This is a genomic window from Acinetobacter defluvii, assembly GCF_001704615.3.
Lineage (GTDB): Bacteria > Pseudomonadota > Gammaproteobacteria > Pseudomonadales > Moraxellaceae > Acinetobacter > Acinetobacter defluvii.
Map to the genome: position 1 here is coordinate 2,149,334 of NZ_CP029397.2, position 16,496 is coordinate 2,165,829.

Genomic DNA, 16,496 nt, shown 5'->3' on the forward strand with positions numbered 1-16,496 from the left:
ATATTTAAATCACCAACAACAACCAAACTTGGTGAATCTTATGTCTACCAAACCAACCAACGCACAGCAATTTGTTGCTGACTTAGGTGCAGGAACCTTTGCTAACCAATTAGGTGCAGCTATCAGCATGGTTTCTCAAGGTGCTGTTCAGCACAACAAAAAAGGTCAAATCAAAATCACGCTTGATATTGCTCGTATCGGTGATTCAAGCCAGGTCGAAATTGCACACACACTCGCTTTTGTTGAACCAACAGCAAAAGGTAAACGTGCAGAGGACACCACCTCAAAAACTCCAATGCATTTGAATGCTGGTGGTGATGTCACTTTGTTCGCCAACCATACAAGCCAATTATTCACTGAAGACGCTTAAACAGCCCCCTTCTCATTACAACAATTTTACCAACCATCCATAAGGTATTGAAAATGGAAAACTATGCTAAAGAAATCGTTGAACTTGCGTTACCTGTAAATGATTTATCTCGTGGTCAACTTGTTGCTATTCACGAAAATTTCAAAGTTCATGATTTAGAACAATTTCAAGCTGGTCGTAACCGTGCACGTGGTGTCTTGAAAACTCCATCTTTTGATGATTTTAAAAGTTATGTTTTAGGTAATACACAGTCTGAAAATTCTGTTCCTGAAGTAAAAGTTTATGCCCCTGTATTTGTTGACCACAAAAATGTATCTGCAACGGCAATTTTAAACTTCAAAGTTGTTGGATTGGCTCAAGGTCATTGTGACCATAAAGCGGTATTACAGCTTGAACCAACTGTAGTGTGGGAAAAGCTCAATCAACTTAAAGATAACAAACTCAATCAAAAGCGTTTTGCAACATTGCTTGAAGATTGGGCAAGTGTATTCGCTGCAACAAGTGAAACTGGTGAAACTATCCATATTGCGGAAGCAATTAATGCCGTTCGCAACATGAAAGTTGGCGCATCTTCAACGACTGACTCGTCAGTATCAAACATGCAAGAAACTCGCTCTGTCTTTGACAAAGTTGAAGCTTCTAGCACAGCAGGGAAATTACCAAGCTATTTTGAAATCATTGATCCAGCTTATGTTGGTCTTGATGACAAAACAATTCGTTTACGTCTTGTAGTAAACAGCTCAGATGGTGAGCCATCGTTTGCACTGCAAATCGTTAAAGAAGAACTCTTGCGTAATGAAATTATTCAAGAATTCAAAGAAAAAGTGATTGCCTTGCTTCCAGAAAACCCTGTCCGTATTGGTGCCTTTTCCGCTTAAAACTAAAAATTAAGCAATAAAAAGCCCCGAAATTTTGATCGAGGACGGGGCTCTTTTCAGGGGTATAGCAATCGCTATAAGGAGATTATGAACATGGTTTCATTAAATTTCAAATCAATTTTGTTGGGTTTAGGTGCTGCAATAGCAATGACAGCAGTTTTAGCGTCTGTGCAAATGTATCAACCAGCCAAGCTACCTGTTGAAGAACAGCAGCCAATCACAGTGGCATCAGACATCTACAAGGTGGATGAGCTCGACTTAGGACCATACAACGACTGTCAACATGACTGTCATGCAACTTTATTAACAGCAAATGACCAGTATTACATCGAAGTGAATTTTGACTATTCAGGTTTCGATGATGGTAACGGCTTTAATCGTGCTGTAGGCATTCAAATTGATCGCTTAGAACCTGAAGTGGTCGGTGATGAAGATGGTGAAATCAATGCATACCTTGATCGCTATGAACTCGTAAAAATCAATGATGCCCTTGAAGACTCTATCGCTGTGAAATTGAATAAATTGAGAGGTTAATATGCTTGATTTAATTGAAATTAAAACAGCTTCTAGTGAACCAATTGATCACTCTAAAAGCCTTCAAGCTGATGTATACCGAGCATTATTTGGTGAGCCTGTCAAATACAACGAATTTGAATTCGATGTTGGAAATAAAACTGTTATTTGCCGAATGCATGGTTTTCCTTGGCATGTGGTTTCTAAATATGAACCATTTGATCAGCAAAACGGTGAGTTCTGGGGATGGAATCCATTCAAGGTAAAAAGTTCAGGTCGTTTTGGTGGTGGATGGGCTTTTAAATTTGGCATCACCTCAAATGAAAATTTCCGTGAATTAGTTATAGACGTGGGAATAGGTTCAATTCGTTTGGAAATCATGAATTCACGTAGAGGATTTAGAGCATGAAAATCAAAAAGATTACTTCTCAAATTCGTCGTGATTTTACAGCCATTTTGGAGTGTGAGCACTGTAATAGTACCCAAAGTGTTGATGGGTATGACGATGAATATTACCACAGGAATGTTATTCCAAAAATCAAATGTAATAGCTGTGGTTTAAATGCTGGTGATGATTATCGCCCGCTTTCTACAAAATACTCTGAAAATCAGGTGGTGTGATATGGGACTGGATATTACTGCATATAAAAATCTTCAATCTTTTCCAGGTCAATATGATGAAGAAACAGATGAAGTTGTAAATCTGAACACTGGTGAAACGGTAAATTGGAATAATTATTTCAAGCCTTGCATCAACCACCATTATGCAGAAAGAGCTAAAGATGTAAATGAAAGCCTATTTTATACATTTGAAGATTCAATAGGTTTTAGAGCTGGCTCTTATATTGGATATAACTATTGGCGTGAGCAATTAGCCAAACTTGCTGGTTATCTTGCATCTGAAAGTGAATGCGATAGTAGTCATCCTTATTCCACAAGCGCTTGGAAAGCTGATTCTGGGGCATTTTGGGAATTAATAAGTTTTAGTGATTGTGAAGGCGTGATTGGCACAGAAGTCAGTAAAAAGCTTTATCAGGATTTTATGGATTTTGAAGAACATGCGAAACAGGTCGATGATCGTTTTTATGAACTTTATGTCGAATGGAAAACCGCTTTTGAGTACGCCTGTGTCAATGGCGCAGTAAGTTTTCATTAAGGATAACGCTATGAATACACAAGTTAATCGTGACCAATTTCTTGCAGGTCGTAAAAAAGGTATCGGTGGTTCAGATGTTGCTGCAATCCTTGGTTTTAGTCCGTACAAATCACCTTACCAATTATGGTTAGACAAAACAGGTCGTGGCGAACGTAAAGAATCACAAAATGAGTCTGCCCATTTCGGCAACTTGCTTGAAGATGTTGTTGCCAAAGAATTTTCACGTCGCTCAGGTATGAAAGTTCAGCGTGTTACACAGCAACTATCACTTGCAGAATTTGGTGAAACTTGGGCTATTGGGAACATTGACCGTGCCGTTGTGAATCCTGAAATTGCAGGTCGTGTTTTCTTTAAAGATGGAAAATTAACAACAGACCAAGGTTTGGAATGTAAAACAGCTTCGGAATATTTGTCCAAGCTATTTGGTGAAGAAGGTACAGATCAGATTCCAGATTATTACCTTACTCAATGTCTTTGGTACATGAAACTTACAGGCTTCCAAGTATGGCACCTTGCCGTTCTCATTGGTGGCAATAAGTTCCGCATGTATCGCATTGAACGTGATGACGATTTAATTGAATCAATCTTTAAACAAGTTAAAGCATTTTGGTTCAACCATGTCATTGCTGATGTGCCACCCGATCCTACTTGTTTTGATGATGTTTTACATCGTTGGTCAAATCATGTTGTAGGTAAACAAGTCGAAGCTGATTTTGAACATATCAAGCTGGCTGAAGAACTTATCACTGTTCAAGGTCGCCAAAAAGCGGACAAGGCTCGTGAAGATGAAATCAAGTTAAAGATCGTCTCCACGATGCAGGATGCGGAAATGATGATTAGCCAAGGCAAGTCCATCTGTACCTACAAAGAACAATCCTCTACTCGTATCGACAGTACGCTGTTGAAAAAAGAACAACCTGATTTATTTGCGAAATATAGCAAAACCTCCAGCACCCGAGTTTTCCGTATTTCAAACAAATTTAAAGAAACAGTTTAAGGAATTTTATTATGAACGCATTAACAACCCCACAAAATGGTCAGATTGCCCACTTAACTGCTTTTGACATCATGATGAATGAAGAAATCATGGCGCGTTTTGAGCGTATGGCTAAGGTAATGGCTTCATCAAAATTCGCTGTGCCTAAGCATCTTCAGGGAAATGAGGGTGACTGCTTAGCAATAATTATGCAGTCAGCTCAATGGCAAATGGATCCTTTTGCAGTAGCTCAAAAAACTCATCAAATTAATGGTGCTTTAGGGTATGAAGCACAACTTGTGAATGCTGTTATTACCAATCGCGCCCCAGTAAAAGAGCGTTTACATTTTGAATGGTATGGTGACTGGTCCAAAGTTAATGGTAAAGATGATAAATCTTGGGATCGTGGTATAAAAGTTTGGGCGACATTAAAAGGTGAGGATAGTCCGCGTGAAATTGATATTTCTATGGGGCAAGTCGGTACTGTACGTAATTCGCCTTTATGGGTAAACGATCCACGTCAACAGCTTGCATATTTAGCTATCAAACGCTGGTCACGTTTATATACACCAGACGTAATCTTAGGTGTTTATACACCTGATGAACTCATGGAACGTGAAGAACTTGATGTTACCCCTGTTCAATCAACTGTAAAAAAACATCAAGGCGCATCCGGATTAAAAGCTCAAATGGCTGAGCGCGAAGCAGCAGTAGAAGCTGAAGTAATTGATATGGCAGCTGAGTTCGATGTTGTAGGTCTTATTCATCAAATTAATGCTCTAAGCACAATTGAGGAATTAAAGGCTTTAGCTAAAACAATTCCTGCCGATCTTGGCGAACCTGCAAAAACAGATATTTCTACTGCGTATGCCAACCGTAAAAATTATGTGCAATTACTCGTTGATTTGGATAGTGCTGATACCATCGAATTAATCAACTCAATTATGGCTGAACGTTTTGAACCAAATACAAGTTCAATGAGTGATGAACAAATTGATGAAGTTAGCGCACTATTTGAACGTAAATCAGCAGAACTTACACCTTAACTAATGGCATGTGGTGCCCTCATATACGAGGGTACCAATAGTGAGATAGCAATATGAATCCAACTATTGAACAACAACATGCCATTGATATGGCATTACATGGTCAGTCTTGTAAAGTTACCGCATACGCTGGGGCTGGTAAGACATCTACCCTTAAATTAATCGGCAATGCAAAGCATCACCAACATGGCATGTATTTGGCATTTAACAAAGCCATTGCCACAGAAGCACAGTCTAAATTTAACCATAACGTAAAATGTCGTACTTTTCATAGCCTCGCCTACGGTTCAGTACCACGTTGGTTGACCAATAAACTTCAAAATCGTCGCTTGATGTCGGCTCAATTAGCATCACGCTATGATCTTGAAAATTATCAAGTACCAGTGGCATTGGTTAAACAACGTGGTGAAGATGATCAGAAACGATTGTTTAATTCAAAACGTATGGCGACATCCATGATGAATGCCGTTGGATATTTCTGCCGATCTAATTACAGCGAAATTCAACTCTCACAAGTCTATGCTGCACTGCCCGACTGGATGGATGATACCTATCGTGCTGAATTGGCAAATCTTCTTTTACCTAAGGCACATGATTATTGGAATGATATTCTGAACCCTACAGGTGTGAACCGCTTGGAACATGACCATTACCTAAAATATTGGGCTCTGAGCAATCCTGTCATTAATGCTGACTTTATTTTATTTGATGAAGCACAAGATGCTGATCCAATCATGTTGAATGTCTTGAGTAAGCAACGTGCTCAGGTCATTTATGTTGGTGATCGTCACCAGCAAATCTATGCATTTCGTGGTGCTGTAAATGCCATGCAATCCCTAGATATTGCTGAAACACGCTTGAGTCAGTCATTCCGTTTTGGTGCAAACATCGCAGATCTTGCCAATAAAATTTTATTCAATGTTTTAGATGAAGAAATTCCATTACGTGGTTTTGAACAGATAGATTCCCAGGTAAATGAAATTAGCGATGCCATTGCTGATGCATTTATTTATCGAACCAACGCTGCTGCCCTCTCTAATATGGTGGAGTTGGTTAAAATTGGACGTGAACCACGACTTGAAGTGGATACAGCCTCTTTAATCAGAAACATTGAAGATGCCAAAAAAGTCAAAGCTGGCATCAAAGTCCATGATGGAAGTGTATTTGAAGGCTTTAGCAATTGGGAAGAAGTTATTGAATACACCGAAGAAGTCACAGGAAATGACCTAAAACCGTTGGTGAGCCTGATTGATAAAGTCGGTGAAAATGCCTTAATTGAAGCATTAAACAAAAGTAATTCCAGTGATTATGACTGCATTGTGACCACAGCTCATAAATCTAAAGGCTTAGAGTTTAACAAGGTCAAATTGGGTGGCGACTTTTTCTATAAAGAAACGGTATCTGATGGAGAGAAAATCCTCACTGAAGATGAAGCTCGACTTTTATATGTTGCTGCCACACGTGCTAAAAAGCAGTTAGACATTTCTGCTTTAAACCCTCTATTCAAAGGGATTGGCTACAAATCCACATCTAAAATAGCGGAGGTAAATGCCTTATGCGTCCAGTAGTTAAACAGAAAAACTTCTTAGGCTTCAAAATCTGGTTAGAAAAATTGGATTATGAGGTGAAGCAATTAGATGGTGGTTTTGTGGCACGAGCAAAAATTCGAGAAGCACAACGAGCATATAAAAAATCACATCATTATGTGCGTGTTGGCTCAGACCTTTCAGGGAATCAAGCAGCCTATGAGCTTGGGGCTGAATTTGAAAACCATCTTCGTGCACCTGAACAGACTTGCACAGCAAAAGCAGAAAAGGAAATTCTGCATATTGTTAAAGGTGAAGCACATGGAATGGGTTATCTGGTGGCTTGAAATTATGTTGGTAGTGAACGGATTTTTATTTATTAACTTTGAATTATGGTGGCTGTGATGAAAACAAATGTAAATTTTGATTTAGAAAGTGAACTTAAAGCACATCTTAATTATTTTATTCAAACGAATAACTTGCCAGCCGACTTTATATTAAAACAAAACCCTCAAATAGATCGAGAGTTTGAAGTAAGCGAAAAATCTTGGATTGCACGTGCAACACCAAAAGTACCAGCAAAAGTTATTGTAAAAGCATCTGTTCGATATTGGGAAGATTCTACAATTAATGGTGTTGAAGATACTGATAGTGGTGACAGAACACCTTGTAAAAATGGTGATTTATGGTGTCCTGTCATTAATGTGGCTACTGGCATAATTGAAAATTGGGAAATTGGGAAAACTGCAAGTATCCATTTTAAAGTAGTTGATGGCTGTGGCTGGGAGTTGGTAGATTCAATTGGTAACACCATTAAATCTCAAGAATATGGATATGTTCCAAGAACTCTATGCCCTGCTGAAAATGGTTATGGCCATTACATCATTATGAATATTGACGAAAAAGGTCAAATTGAAAAATGGCGTTTTGATATTGATGATTTTCAGGAGGATGACTAATGGGAGTAGCTATCAATCGAAATGACCAAATCGACACGTCAATGATGTTGATTCTGCGTTATAAAAGACCAGTTGTTGCCTTAAAAGATATTGTTGAAGATTACATGCCACATTTAGATATGGCAGCTGCAAAACAACGAGCAGCTAAATGTAAACTACCTTTCCCAGCATTTAAGGTAGATGGTAATAAATCTGAATACTTTGTAAACTTAACGGATGTTGCAGCTTGGTTGGATTCACTGCAAAAAGAGTCTCAAAGAAATTGGAGTGAGGTGAATTGATTTCACCTCATTTTTTTACGCCAATTCTACGCCATACGCCACGTAAAAAACATTAAATCATTGATTTAAAATTATTATTATAAATAGTCTAACCCACCTGCCATCGGGGCGACCCATATTTGCGAACGTTTTGATTTATCAAACAATTCTTTAATTACATTGTTTTGACTCAACTTTCACTTTCCCATACTGTTAAAGGTTTCACAATATTTTTTAATCGCTCTTGACTATTTATTTCGGCTAATTTACACCATAATCAGCACAATGATGCAAAAATTTAGACAATGACATAACAGACTACAGCAGATAGTAGAACTCTAGACAGAAAACTAAAATACGAATAACGCGTAAAAACTTAGCACCGTTTATACAACCAATAACGGTTGCAGAGGAGTCATTATAACCCAAGAAGGGATTAAATGATTCGAAGCAAAGATTCTGGTTAATCCGACTATTCTAAATCCAGAAGCTAAGGTTATGTCAAAAACTTTAGACATTCTTTACATTTGATACAATAAAGCCCCTGATTGATGCAGGGGCTTTATTATTAAAACTTTCAAGCAATTTTTTGGAAAATATTAACCAAAACGACCTGTAATATACGCTTCAGTGAGCTGATGATCAGGTTGCGTAAATACTTTTTCAGTTGAGTTAACTTCAATCAAATCACCCAAATGGAAATACGCCGTACGGTCTGAAACACGTGCCGCTTGTTGCATTGAGTGGGTTACGATTGCAATGGTGTATTGATTTGATAGTTCAGAAATCAACTCTTCCACTTTTGCAGTTGCGATCGGATCTAGTGCTGAACATGGTTCATCCATCAAAATCACTTCAGGACTCACTGCAATGGTACGAGCAATACATAAACGTTGCTGCTGACCACCAGATAAGCCTGTACCTGGTTGATTTAAACGATCTTTTACTTCATCCCATAAACCTGCTTTACGCAAACTACTTTCAACAATTTCTTCCATGTCGTATTTATCACGTGCCAAACCATGTAATTTTGGACCGTAAGCGACATTGTCAAAAATTGATTTTGGGAATGGGTTTGGCTTTTGGAATACCATCCCAACTTGTGCACGAAGTAACACCACATCTAGGCTTGGATCATAAATATCCTGATTATCTAAAGTCACTTTACCAGTCACTCGACAGCCATCAATGGTGTCATTCATACGGTTCAACGTACGCAAAAATGTTGATTTACCACAACCTGATGGTCCAATAAATGCAATCACTTCATTTTCATAAATTTGTAAGTCAATGCCTTTGATTGCTTCAAAATCACCATAATAGACATGCGCATCTTCAGCACTGATTTTTACAGTTGTTGCTGGGTCTTTTTTAGGTGCGCTATTTGAATCGAATTGAGAAACAAATGAAGTCGCAGGACGTTTTTGCTCAGTTTCTTGAGACGTAAATTGTGTGTGATCTTGATTCACTGATTGATCCTTTTCTAAGGAATTTTTAATGTCTAGAGTACTCATAGTTTGTCCTCAATTACCAGCGTACTTCAAATTTCTTACGCAACCAAATTGCGAAGCTATTGAGTAGAATCATTAAGCCAAGCAATACAATAATGGCTGCTGCAGTACGCCCTTCAAAGAAGTTACGCAATTCATTGCCTTGCCATAAGAAGATTTGTACAGGTAAAGCAGTTGATTGGTCTAAAGGCGTTGAAGGAATATTGGCAACAAATGCACTCATACCGATCAAGAGTAATGGTGCAGTTTCACCGAGTGCTTGCGCCACACCAATAATCGCACCTGTTAAAATACCTGGTAAAGCCAAAGGTAAAACATGATGGAAAATCGTTTGTACACGTGATGCGCCCAACCCTAAAGCAGCTTGGCGAATCGAAGGTGGAACAGCTTTGAGTGAAGCACGTGTGGTAATAATCACTGTCGGTAAAGTCATTAAACTTAAAACCAAACCACCCACAAGCGGTGCAGAGATCGGCATATGCATCCATCCGACAAAGATCGAAGCACCCAATAAACCAAATACAATCGAAGGAACAGCAGCCAAGTTATTGATATTGACTTCAATAATGTCAGTAAGCCAGTTTTGTTTTGCAAACTCTTCAAGGTAAATCGCTGATGCCACACCGATTGGAATCGAGATAAAAATCACGATCAACATCATGAACAACGACCCCATGAATGCACCTGCAAGACCCGCTGTTGCTGGCGAACTCCGAGAGTCTGGATTGCTAAATAATTGCATATTAAACGTGCGATCCATATCGCCAGAAGCAACCATGGTATCAGCTAATTTACGGACTTCAGGGCTTAATTGTTGTTGCTCATCGGGTAACGTACGATCAATATTTCCAGCCAGCCATACATCAATATTAGCATCTGCTAAAACTTTAACATCTTTCTTTTGACCAATTAGGGCTGGATCCTTCATTACCATATCACGTAAGCGATAAGCTTCTGAGCTGGTATAAATACTCCCTAAATCATCACGATATGCTTCAAGGTTTGGATCTTTTGCAATCATGCCATTTACCAACAAGGCATCCCAATCCACCATTCCCATTTTGGTTTGCCAATCGACAAAACGCTCTTGGAAGTGTGCAGGTGATTCATTTTGAGACTGTGTTGGCTGTGGACCTGCATCAATGATCTTTGGATCGAAATAGACAGGAACATTGACACTTGCTTGCCAAAATGCAGGCAGACCTTTGGCTAAAATACTACCAAAAAGTAATGCGACAAATGCAAGACCAATGATCACTGAAGCTAAACCAAAAAAACGAAACGATTTTTCAGTACGATGACGTGATGCCAACGATTTTTCAATTTTTGCTTTACGCTTTTGACGTAACTCTTCTGCCAAACGAGGATCAAATACATTTTGATCCACTGGAGATGTATTTGATGTACTCATTCGTATTGCTCACGGTATTTACGCACAATATAAAGTGCAACAATATTTAGACCTAATGTAATTACAAATAGAGTCAAACCTAAGGCAAATGCCACCAATGCTTGTGGACTAGCAAAGTCTGTATCACCCGTTAATTGGTTCACAATGGTCACAGTGACGGTTGAAACAGCTTCAAGCGGATTGACATGCAATAAGGGACTATTCCCTGCTGCCAATACTACGATCATGGTTTCACCAATTGCACGTGATGCTGCTAGCAAGAATGCACCAATGACACCAGGTAATGCAGCAGGCATAACAACTCGACGAATCGTTTCTGATTTAGTTGCACCTAGACCTAAAGAACCATCACGTAAAGCACGTGGTACTTGCGTAATAATGTCATCCGACAATGAGGATACAAATGGAATGATCATAATTCCCATGACAAAACCAGCAGTTAATGCACTGGTTGCATTGATATTGAGTCCAACTGCTTCCCCAGCCATTTTAAAAAATGGACCAATAATCATTAAAGCAAATACGCCATAAACAATCGTTGGAATACCCGCCAAAATCTCAATCGCTGGCTTTGCCCATGAACGTAAGCGTGGTGAAGCATATTCTGCCAAATAAATTGCGATCATTAAGCCTATCGGTACAGCAACTACAAGCGCCACAATACTGACCATGAGCGTACCCCAAAGAAGTGGTAATAAACCATAACTTCCTTCTGCACTACCTGTCGTACTAAAGCCTGGATTCCACTCTGTGCCTAAGAAAAAATCTAAAGGACTGACAAATTGGAAGAAACGCATTGCTTCACTAAACATCGACATCACGATGCCGACAGTGGTTAAAATCGCAACAACTGAACATAATGCCAATGCAACATTAATGGTCTTTTCAACTTGATTCCGTGCTCTATATTGTTTTTCAACACGTTTTTTCGCCCAAACTAAACCCAATAAAGCTGCACAAATTACAACAGCAAACTTGGCAAATGCGCCAATAGTCTGAACTTTTTTTAATTCTGCTGCTGCTGCAACTTCATAGGCTGCTGGCGTATCACTCACCCCAAAACCAGATGCAATGGCTTTCACACGCTCAACGAGAACTTGAATACTGGCATGATCTGAGGACGCAACAACTGATGCAGGTACATGATTTAAAATTATTTGTTTTAATAAATTTGGTTCAACCAGATTCCATACAATTAAAATCAAAAATGCTGGAATACCACACCACAATGCCACCAATGCCCCGTAGTAGCCTGGACGTGAATGTAAGGATGCTGAGTTTTTCCCTTTACCCGCTATGTTTCGACTTTTACTTAATCCGATTTGATACGCGATTGCCACAAGAGCCAATAACACGCCAATAAGTAGCAGATTCATGCATTCTCCACAGTTTTCTCAATGTCTAGTCTGAAAAAACACTGCTTAGCAAAAAATGCTAATGGCAGTCACCCACCATTAGCTTTTTTATTTTCAAAAATTATTTAACGCCTTTACCTGCTTTGAATGCAGCAAGAACTTTTGCACGTTCAGCATCAGACATTGAAATTAGACCAGCACGCTCAAGCTTAGAACCTTTACCAGAAACTTTTTTGCTCAAGAAGAATTCAGTAAATTGAGGTAAGCCTTTGATTGATTTTAAATGTTCGCCTTTCACATAGAAGAACAATGGACGAGAAACAGGATACGAACCATTCAAGATTGTTTGTTCAGATGGTGCAACATTGTTTACAGTTGCTACACGTAACTTGTCACGGTTTTGGTCATAGAAACCTAAACCAAATACACCAACAGCACTTGGAGACGTTTTTAAACGTGCCAATGTTTCAGTATAGTCACCTGCAATTTCAATGACTTTACCGTCTTTACGGAAAGTAGAACATGCTTTTTTCATTGCATCTTTGTCTAACTTTTTGATTGCTTCATATGCTTCACAACCCGCATCAACCATTTTCTCTTGGAACACTTCACGTGTACCGTGATTCGATGCAGGAATCACTAAAGTAATTGGCTCATTTGGAAGTGATTTATCAATTTGATTCCAACGTGTATATGGATTAGGCACCATTTTACCGTTTGAAGGCAACTCGGCTGCTAATGCTGCAAATACATGTTGTGGACGTAATTTATAAGCAGCTTTATTTGAGTTTGAAGCAAATACGATACCGTCATAACCAATTTTGATTTCTAGAATTTGGTTTACACCTGCTTTTTTACAAGCAGCAATCTCAGTATCTTTAATTTTACGAGAAGCATTTGCGATATCGATGGTGTTGTCGCCCACACCAGAACAGAATTGTTTTAAGCCAGCAGATGAACCACCAGAACCTACAACAGGTGCTTTAAATTGTGGGAATGTATTACCAAACTCTTCAGCCACGATACTTGCATATGGAAGTACAGTTGAAGAACCAGCGATTTGAATCGTATCACGAGCTGCATTTGCTGTAGTTGCTACGGCTGCCCCTGAAACTGCTAAAGCAATTGCGATATGGTTTAAGCGCATTATTTTCTCTCTTTGTAAATAGCAATTTTAAGTACTTAACTTCCACAATGGAGTACCTTTTCGATAACTGCATTTTGATTTTAAAATATGACAAATAAGTTACAGCTTTGTGACGCTTTTATGATAATTCTAGATTTGTTTTTGATTTAATTAAAATTCTTTAATTTTCAATATGTAAAGACATTTTTCTAAATATTTATTTTTCTATTGTTTTAAAATCGAATTGTAATAATTCATGAGAATGTCACACAGTTGTAAGTTTTTTTATTCAAATTCAGCTTTATTTAAAATAATTTTTCATGGTTTATTATCTTTTGACTCCTTCTTTTTTAAACTATATGAAGCAGCATCGATTTCATTCAATGATATTCTTAGATAATAGCCCATCAAAAAGCCAGCCACTCGAAAGTAGCTGGCTTTTTTAAAGTTTAATTGATAGATGGTAAGTTGGGTTAGCTTAGTTTCAGTTTACTGAAGTTTAATTGACCATCTTCAGCACTCACTAAAATCGTATCTCCCGCAGCAAAATCAGCTGCTAAGATTTTTTGAGCCAATGGGTTTTCAAGCTGTTGTTGGATTGCACGTTTTAAAGGTCGTGCACCGTAAACAGGGTCAAAACCAGCATCAATCAAGATATCAAAGGCTTGATCATCGACTTTTAATCCAATGTCACGTTCAGCTAAACGAGAACGTAAACGATCTAACTGAATATCGGCAATGCCACGAATTTGCGATTTTTTCAATGAGTGGAATACGACTAACTCATCAATACGGTTGATAAATTCAGGGCGGAAATGTTGTGATACTGCATTCATTACAGTTGCACGTACCTCTTCATCGCTTGCATTTTCACCAAGTTCACGTACATCACTTGAACCTAAGTTTGACGTCATCACAATCACAGTATTTTTAAAGTCAATCAAGCGACCTTGTGAGTCCGTTAATCGACCATCATCCAACACTTGTAAAAGAATGTTGAATACATCAGGATGCGCTTTTTCAACTTCGTCAAACAATACAATACTGTATGGTTTACGACGTACCGCTTCAGTCAACACACCACCTTCCTCGTAGCCGACATAACCTGGAGGCGCACCCACTAAACGACTGACTGAGTGTTTTTCCATAAATTCAGACATATCAATACGAATAATCGCATCATCACTATCGAATAAGAAATTACCTAACGCTTTGGTCAATTCAGTCTTACCGACACCTGTTGGTCCAAGAAATAAGAATGAACCACTTGGACGGTTCGGGTCAGATAATCCTGCACGTGAACGGCGTACTGCATTAGATACAGCAACCACAGCTTCATCCTGACCAACCACTCGGTTATGTAAGAATTCTTCCATATGAAGAAGTTTCTCACGTTCACCTTGTAGCATTTTCGAAACAGGAATTCCTGTTGCAGCACTGACAACTTCGGCAATTTCATTTTCAGTGACTTTGGTACGAATCAGTTTCGGCTCTTCATTGGTTTCCGCAACTTCTTCTTCATTCAAGCGTTTTTGCAGTTCTGGAATGACCCCATACTGCAAACGGCTTGCTTCTGCCAGATCACCTTCACGTTGTGCTTTTTCAAAGGCTGTACGTGCTTTATCCAACTCCACTTGTGCTTGATTTGTACCATCGACAAGTCGTTTTTCAGCAATCCACACTTCTTCAAGGTCGCTATACTCTTTTTGAACTTCTTCAATTTGTTTTTCGAGATGTTCAACTTCAGCTCTAGACACCGAATCGGCATCTTTTTTCACCGCCTCCAGCTGCATTTTCAACTGAATTAAGCGACGGTCTAAACGGTCTAATGGCTCAGGTTTTGAGTCAATTTCCATTTTGATGCGTGACGCAGCTTCATCAATCAAATCAATGGCTTTATCGGGCAACTGGCGATCTGTGATGTAACGATGTGACATTTTCGCCGCAGCAATAATCGCTGAGTCAAGAATCTGTACACCATGATGCGTTGCATATTTATCTTTTAGACCACGTAAAATCGCAATGGTGTCTTCCACACTTGGTTCATCGACCAAGACTTTTTGGAAACGACGCTCAAGTGCTGCATCTTTTTCAATGAACTGACGATATTCATCTAAAGTGGTCGCACCCACACAGCGCAACTCACCACGTGCCAATGCAGGTTTGAGCATATTGCCCGCATCCATTGCACCATCGCCTTTACCCGCACCAACCAATGTATGCAACTCATCAATAAATAAGATGATTTCACCATCATATTTCGCCAAATCTTTTAGAACTGCTTTTAGGCGTTCTTCAAACTCACCACGGTATTTTGCACCTGCAAGTAAAGAACCTAAATCAAGTGAAAGGACACGTTTGCCTTTCAGGCTTTCAGGGACTTCACCATTGACAATACGCTGCGCTAAACCTTCAACAATCGCAGTTTTACCGACACCTGGTTCACCAATCAACACAGGGTTATTTTTGGTACGGCGTGATAATACTTGAATGGTACGGCGAATTTCTTCATCACGACCAATCACAGGGTCAAGCTTGCCTGACAATGCACGTTCAGTCAGGTCAATAGTGTATTTATTAAGTGAATCACGTTGATCTTCATGATTATTTGCCATGACTTGTTCGCCACCTCGAATATTTTCAATCGCTTTGCGTAGCTTGTCTTCAGTTACACCTACGCTACTTAATAATGTTTTGGTTACCCCTGTTTCAGCGAGCGCTAAAATGACCCAATCAGTTGATAAAAACTCATCTCCAGCTTTTTGTGCAAAACTATCTGCCAGATTCAATGCACGTACTGCTTCAGGATTAAGGTTAATATCCCCTGTTGGATTGCTAAGGGTTGCAGCATCATTCAATGCTTGTTTGAGTTTATTTTTAAGTTCAGGGAGATTTGCGCCTGCTTGTTGCAACAAACTGAGATTGGAGGGTTCTTCCAATAGTGCCGAGAGTATATGAATTCCCTCAATGGCAGTATGATCTTTACCCATCGCTAAAGATTGAGCATCTGATAAAGCTTGCTGTAGGCGGTTCGTAAATTTTTCAAAACGCATTCTTGTTATTCCTCACAACAAATTTTGTACTTGAATCATAAATGGGAACAGTTTTTACATTTTCAACTCATTTTTAAAATTATTTTATATATTTTTCAAAAACTTAAATCTTAACCCAAGATATACGTTAGTTATAATATGCGTCCTAATTTCATCTTTTTCAAGGTAAGCTCTCTGAAAAATATAACTTTAATGAAGTCCTTTGGCTTTTTAAAGATATTCATTAGATTAGGCCAGCCTCACAAAATTGAGAATAAAAATAATGTTGGGTTTAAGTAATAAAAACTCGATATTTGCAATATAAATCTAAATTTTTAAACTCATTCTGGGAATGACAAAAGAAATTGAATATCTCA

Annotated in this window: 17 protein-coding genes; 12 read left to right on the forward strand and 5 right to left on the reverse strand. The window is 38.8% G+C overall.

Annotated features, from left to right (window positions below; translation table 11 throughout):
• The first annotated feature begins 40 nt into the window (after positions 1-40).
• The 12 genes from DJ533_RS12690 to DJ533_RS12745 all read left to right on the forward strand — a co-directional run bounded on the left by DJ533_RS12690 (position 41) and on the right by DJ533_RS12745 (position 7,705).
• A complete protein-coding gene (locus tag DJ533_RS12690) occupies positions 41-370 on the forward strand; it encodes a hypothetical protein (RefSeq protein WP_010112842.1) in 330 nt (109 codons plus the stop codon).
• A 53-nt stretch (positions 371-423) separates the two neighbouring features.
• Positions 424-1,248 (forward strand): DUF2303 family protein, encoded by an 825-nt coding sequence (locus DJ533_RS12695; RefSeq protein ID WP_065992511.1) that lies wholly within the window; start codon positions 424-426, stop codon positions 1,246-1,248.
• Between the two features lie 93 nt (positions 1,249-1,341).
• A complete protein-coding gene (locus DJ533_RS12700; protein ID WP_065992509.1) occupies positions 1,342-1,782 on the forward strand; it encodes a hypothetical protein in 441 nt (146 codons plus the stop codon).
• A 1-nt stretch (position 1,783) separates the two neighbouring features.
• On the forward strand, positions 1,784-2,170 hold the full coding sequence (locus DJ533_RS12705) for a hypothetical protein (protein WP_065992507.1): 387 nt from the start codon (positions 1,784-1,786) through the stop codon (positions 2,168-2,170).
• Positions 2,167-2,382, forward strand: a complete 216-nt coding sequence (locus DJ533_RS12710) for a hypothetical protein (protein ID WP_065992505.1) — start codon at positions 2,167-2,169, stop codon at positions 2,380-2,382. The genes DJ533_RS12705 and DJ533_RS12710 overlap by 4 nt, the downstream gene beginning before the upstream one ends.
• 1 nt (position 2,383) lies before the next feature.
• Positions 2,384-2,917, forward strand: a complete 534-nt coding sequence (locus DJ533_RS12715; protein ID WP_065992503.1) for a hypothetical protein — start codon at positions 2,384-2,386, stop codon at positions 2,915-2,917.
• Between the two features lie 10 nt (positions 2,918-2,927).
• Positions 2,928-3,914, forward strand: a complete 987-nt coding sequence (locus tag DJ533_RS12720; RefSeq protein WP_065992501.1) for a YqaJ viral recombinase family nuclease — start codon at positions 2,928-2,930, stop codon at positions 3,912-3,914.
• An 11-nt stretch (positions 3,915-3,925) separates the two neighbouring features.
• Entirely contained in the window at positions 3,926-4,939 is a 1,014-nt protein-coding gene (locus DJ533_RS12725; protein ID WP_065992499.1) for a RecT family recombinase, read from the forward strand.
• 53 nt (positions 4,940-4,992) lie between these two features.
• Positions 4,993-6,507, forward strand: a complete 1,515-nt coding sequence (locus DJ533_RS12730) for a 3'-5' exonuclease (RefSeq protein ID WP_065992497.1) — start codon at positions 4,993-4,995, stop codon at positions 6,505-6,507.
• Entirely contained in the window at positions 6,495-6,812 is a 318-nt protein-coding gene (locus DJ533_RS12735; protein WP_065992495.1) for a hypothetical protein, read from the forward strand. Before DJ533_RS12730 ends, DJ533_RS12735 begins: the two co-directional genes overlap by 13 nt.
• A gap of 57 nt (positions 6,813-6,869) precedes the next feature.
• On the forward strand, positions 6,870-7,424 hold the full coding sequence (locus tag DJ533_RS12740; protein WP_228716478.1) for a hypothetical protein: 555 nt from the start codon (positions 6,870-6,872) through the stop codon (positions 7,422-7,424).
• The gene (locus tag DJ533_RS12745; RefSeq protein ID WP_065992494.1) at positions 7,424-7,705 is read left to right on the forward strand and encodes a pyocin activator PrtN family protein; all 282 of its coding nucleotides are present in this window, start codon (positions 7,424-7,426) and stop codon (positions 7,703-7,705) included. Before DJ533_RS12740 ends, DJ533_RS12745 begins: the two co-directional genes overlap by 1 nt.
• Before the next feature lie 578 nt (positions 7,706-8,283).
• Here DJ533_RS12745 and pstB read toward each other — a convergent pair.
• The 5 genes from pstB to clpB form a co-directional block, all read right to left on the reverse strand.
• Positions 8,284-9,198 carry a phosphate ABC transporter ATP-binding protein PstB gene (pstB, locus tag DJ533_RS12750; protein WP_065992493.1) on the reverse strand — a complete coding sequence of 305 codons (915 nt, stop codon included), beginning with the start codon at positions 9,196-9,198 and terminating at the stop codon, positions 8,284-8,286.
• Between the two features lie 13 nt (positions 9,199-9,211).
• On the reverse strand, positions 9,212-10,606 hold the full coding sequence (pstA, locus tag DJ533_RS12755; protein WP_065992492.1) for a phosphate ABC transporter permease PstA: 1,395 nt from the start codon (positions 10,604-10,606) through the stop codon (positions 9,212-9,214).
• Positions 10,603-11,982: a phosphate ABC transporter permease subunit PstC gene (gene pstC / locus DJ533_RS12760; protein WP_065992490.1), complete on the reverse strand. Its 1,380-nt coding sequence runs from the start codon at positions 11,980-11,982 to the stop codon at positions 10,603-10,605. Before pstC ends, pstA begins: the two co-directional genes overlap by 4 nt.
• A 100-nt stretch (positions 11,983-12,082) precedes the next feature.
• The gene (locus tag DJ533_RS12765; RefSeq protein ID WP_065992488.1) at positions 12,083-13,108 is read right to left on the reverse strand and encodes a substrate-binding domain-containing protein; all 1,026 of its coding nucleotides are present in this window, start codon (positions 13,106-13,108) and stop codon (positions 12,083-12,085) included.
• A 452-nt stretch (positions 13,109-13,560) separates the two neighbouring features.
• Positions 13,561-16,140, reverse strand: a complete 2,580-nt coding sequence (gene clpB / locus DJ533_RS12770) for an ATP-dependent chaperone ClpB (protein ID WP_065992487.1) — start codon at positions 16,138-16,140, stop codon at positions 13,561-13,563.
• Positions 16,141-16,496: the final 356 nt, after the last annotated feature.